The sequence below is a fragment of the Mesorhizobium sp. LMG 17147 genome (assembly GCF_024297145.1).
Classification (GTDB): Bacteria; Pseudomonadota; Alphaproteobacteria; order Rhizobiales; family Rhizobiaceae; genus Mesorhizobium.
The window spans coordinates 1-2924 of the sequence record NZ_JANCTC010000045.1; the positions used below are offsets into that span (position 1 = coordinate 1).

Below are 2924 nucleotides of genomic sequence, written 5' to 3' on the forward strand. Positions count from 1 at the left end.
ATGATGCGCTGGGCGGAACGCTTGGTTGCCCGGAGGCTTGGAAGGGCATGACATTCAACTGGCGCTGGGACTTTACGTGGGAGATCCTGCCACAGTTGTTATGGGCTACCCTCAACACGTTGATTGCGGCCGGGGTCGGGTATGCAATCGCTCTGGTCGGCGGCCTGCTGCTCGCTCTTGCACAACGCACAAAGTGGCCCGCACTGACATTTGTCGTCAGGGAGCTGATTGAATTCATCCGGTCCACGCCCTTGGTCCTGCAGATTTTCTTTGTTTTCTACGTCGGACCCCAGTTCGGGATTTTCCTGTCGCCCTGGGTATCCGGCATCTTTGCGATCGGTCTGCACTATTCGGCCTATCTCTCAGAGGTTTACCGCGCAGGCCTCAATTCCGTGGCTCCCGGGCAATGGGAAGTGTGCCGTGCGCTGAACATGTCCCCCCGCGTCACCTATGTACGCATCATCATCCCGCAGGCGCTTGCGCCTGCGGTGCCAGGCCTCGGCAACTACCTGGTGGGCATCCTCAAGGACACGCCCATGCTGTCGGTGATTGGTGTTATGGAGCTAATGCACACGGCCAACGCGTTAGGGTCCGAGAACTACAGGTATTTGGAACCTTTTACTTTGGTTGGCCTGATTTTCCTCTTGATCTCGCTTCCGACGGCCGGACTCGTCAGGATGTTCGAACGACGGCTGCGGCTGAGACTAGGACTGTAAAATGAGCAATACCGACTATCCCCTTGAACTGCCGGAGAATGACCGCCCCATGGTCCGGTTCATGAACGTCAGCAAGAGCTATGGAAGGCTCAACGTCATCAGCCACCTCGATTTTGACGTGGCCGAAGGAGAGATGGTTACCATTATAGGACCCTCAGGGTCCGGGAAGACCACGGTGTTGCGAGCCCTTATGACACTCGAAACTATCAATGGCGGCGTGATATACGTCGACGGCAAGCCGCTGACACACATGCCCCGCGATGGGATCCTTGTACCGGCAGACGAGCGATACCAGCGGAAGATTCGCTCCTCGATCGGGATGTGTTTCCAGCACTTCAACCTGTTTCCGCATATGACCGCGATCCAGAACTGCATGGAAGGCCCAGTCCAGGTACTGGGGCTTTCGAGGAAAGAGGCGCTTGAACGATCCGAAGAGCTCCTGAAAATGGTGGGTATGATCGACAAGCGCGACCAGCATCCTTCCCGTCTATCAGGGGGACAACAACAGCGCGTCGCCATAGCCCGCGCGTTGGCGATGCGGCCCAAGGTGATGCTTTTCGACGAAGTCACTTCCGCCCTCGACCCCGAAGTCATCGGCGAGGTGACACATGTCATTCGAAAGCTAGTCGCCGAGCACAATCTAACCATGATCATGGTTACCCATCAGATGGGCTTTGCTCGCGACATCTCTGACCGCGTGTGCTTCTTTTATGGCGGCTCGATAGAGGAGCAGGCGCCCCCGCAGACATTGTTTACCAGCCCACAGCGCGACCGCACCAAGCAGTTCCTTTCTGCCGTCAAGGAAGCGGTTTGAAAGGTCCGCATTGAGTCTTCGTCCCCAATTCCATGTGACCCGCTGAGGGACTACGGCCATGGAGCGTTCCGTTTAAGCCCGTCCCGACCGGTCAGCGAAGTATTGGCCTAGAGGCTTTGATGGATCGAGGCGCCGTTCCTCTCGTGGCCCGAAGTCTTGCTGGGCGATGGCCAGTCAGTCAAGCAACTGGCGCTTTGCGCGACATCCGTCGCGAAAGGACCGCTGCTGTCCAACTCCGCCCATTTTCTTGCTGGGCAAAAATTGTTCTCATGAAGGCCAGCATGCCTCCACTTCAGAGCTTGCTACGGCGGAGACGCCTTAAGGGTCTGACGTTCTAAGTGCATCCGATAGCCAGACCATCTTGTCGTAAGATGAATCCGATCGGCAAACTGAATTTGACATAGAACCTCAGAGCAGTGAACGTACCGAGGTTCAGTTCTTGCCCTAGGTTCGCATTATCAAGACTAACCAGGACTGAAGCTTGAATGACAGCACCCCTCTCCAAGAGCCTGCGCGAGCGCATCGTATTTGCGATTGAAGCTGGCGAGAGCTGCCGGTCGGTCGCGGCTCGTTTTGGGATTGCAGTTTCTTCCGCCGTTAAATGGTCGCAGCGCTACCGAATGAGCGGTTCTATCGAGCCTCGCAAGATGGGTGGCCACCGAAAGCGCGTTCTGGAACCTCACCGGGATTTCATCCAGGAGCGAATTGACAAGGCGCCGCATTTGACACTGCATCAGTTGAAAGCAGAGCTTGAGGCACACGGTGTGAAAGTCTCACATGACACTGTTTGGCAATTCCTGCGCCGTGAGGGGCTAAGCTTCCAAAGGTGGACAGGCTCCGCGCCAATTTCGCGTGGCGACGCCAAAGCCGAGCCCGAGCAGACGCCGCTTACTTGAGGGGGTTATGCCGGGACCCGGTGCAGAGTCATTCTTGTCGGTGATGGGTGAGCTTGATAGCGCTTCAGGCTCTTTCATGCTGTATCGCTCGACGGAACACCGCTGTCGTCGTGGCGCTCCCATGAAGAACCCGGCACATAGCGCATCCCGGATTCGGAGGACAAGCCGCATCAAAACCTGGATCAAACGTCTAGCGTCGGTTGCCAGAACCTGGGCGTCGCCCTTCCCACGTTGATCGAACCCGCCGCTACGCCAGTCGTTCGCGCGCGGGCACGCTGCAAGAAGCTGAACGTACGCCAAAGGACGGTACCGGCAGCCGCGACGGCTTCGACGGCAATACCGAAGCGGGCCTCTGCCTCATGCCGCTGAACCGTAAGCGGTGTTTCCTGACCACCTTTCGGGAGTGGTCGCGATCTGTGAGGTTGCCGATCCTGTATTGGGATCGGAGATCGGCTTGTGTCTGGACTTGACCTTACGCTTGACCCGGAGCGGCAGCTT

At 57.4% G+C, this 2924-nt stretch carries 3 protein-coding genes; all 3 read left to right on the plus strand.

Annotated elements, in window-relative coordinates; genetic code table 11:
* Window positions 1–716, plus strand: a 716-nt coding sequence (gene ehuD / locus NMG46_RS29420; protein ID WP_368389333.1) for an ectoine/hydroxyectoine ABC transporter permease subunit EhuD, incomplete at its 5' end; no start/stop codon positions are given.
* A gap of 1 nt (window position 717) precedes the next feature.
* Window positions 718–1530, plus strand: a complete 813-nt coding sequence (gene ehuA / locus NMG46_RS29425; RefSeq protein ID WP_126057680.1) for an ectoine/hydroxyectoine ABC transporter ATP-binding protein EhuA — start codon at window positions 718–720, stop codon at window positions 1528–1530.
* 485 nt (window positions 1531–2015) lie between these two features.
* Window positions 2016–2426: a transposase gene (locus tag NMG46_RS29430; RefSeq protein WP_292652413.1), complete on the plus strand. Its 411-nt coding sequence runs from the start codon at window positions 2016–2018 to the stop codon at window positions 2424–2426.
* Window positions 2427–2924 lie beyond the last annotated feature (498 nt).

What these genes read in the sequence shown, in the direction of transcription:
- NMG46_RS29430 (WP_292652413.1), top strand. Translation starts at nt 2,016, where the DNA reads ATGACAGCACCCCTCTCCAAGAGCCTGCGCGAGCGCATCGTATTTGCG.
- ehuA (WP_126057680.1), top strand. Translation starts at nt 718, where the DNA reads ATGAGCAATACCGACTATCCCCTTGAACTGCCGGAGAATGACCGCCCC.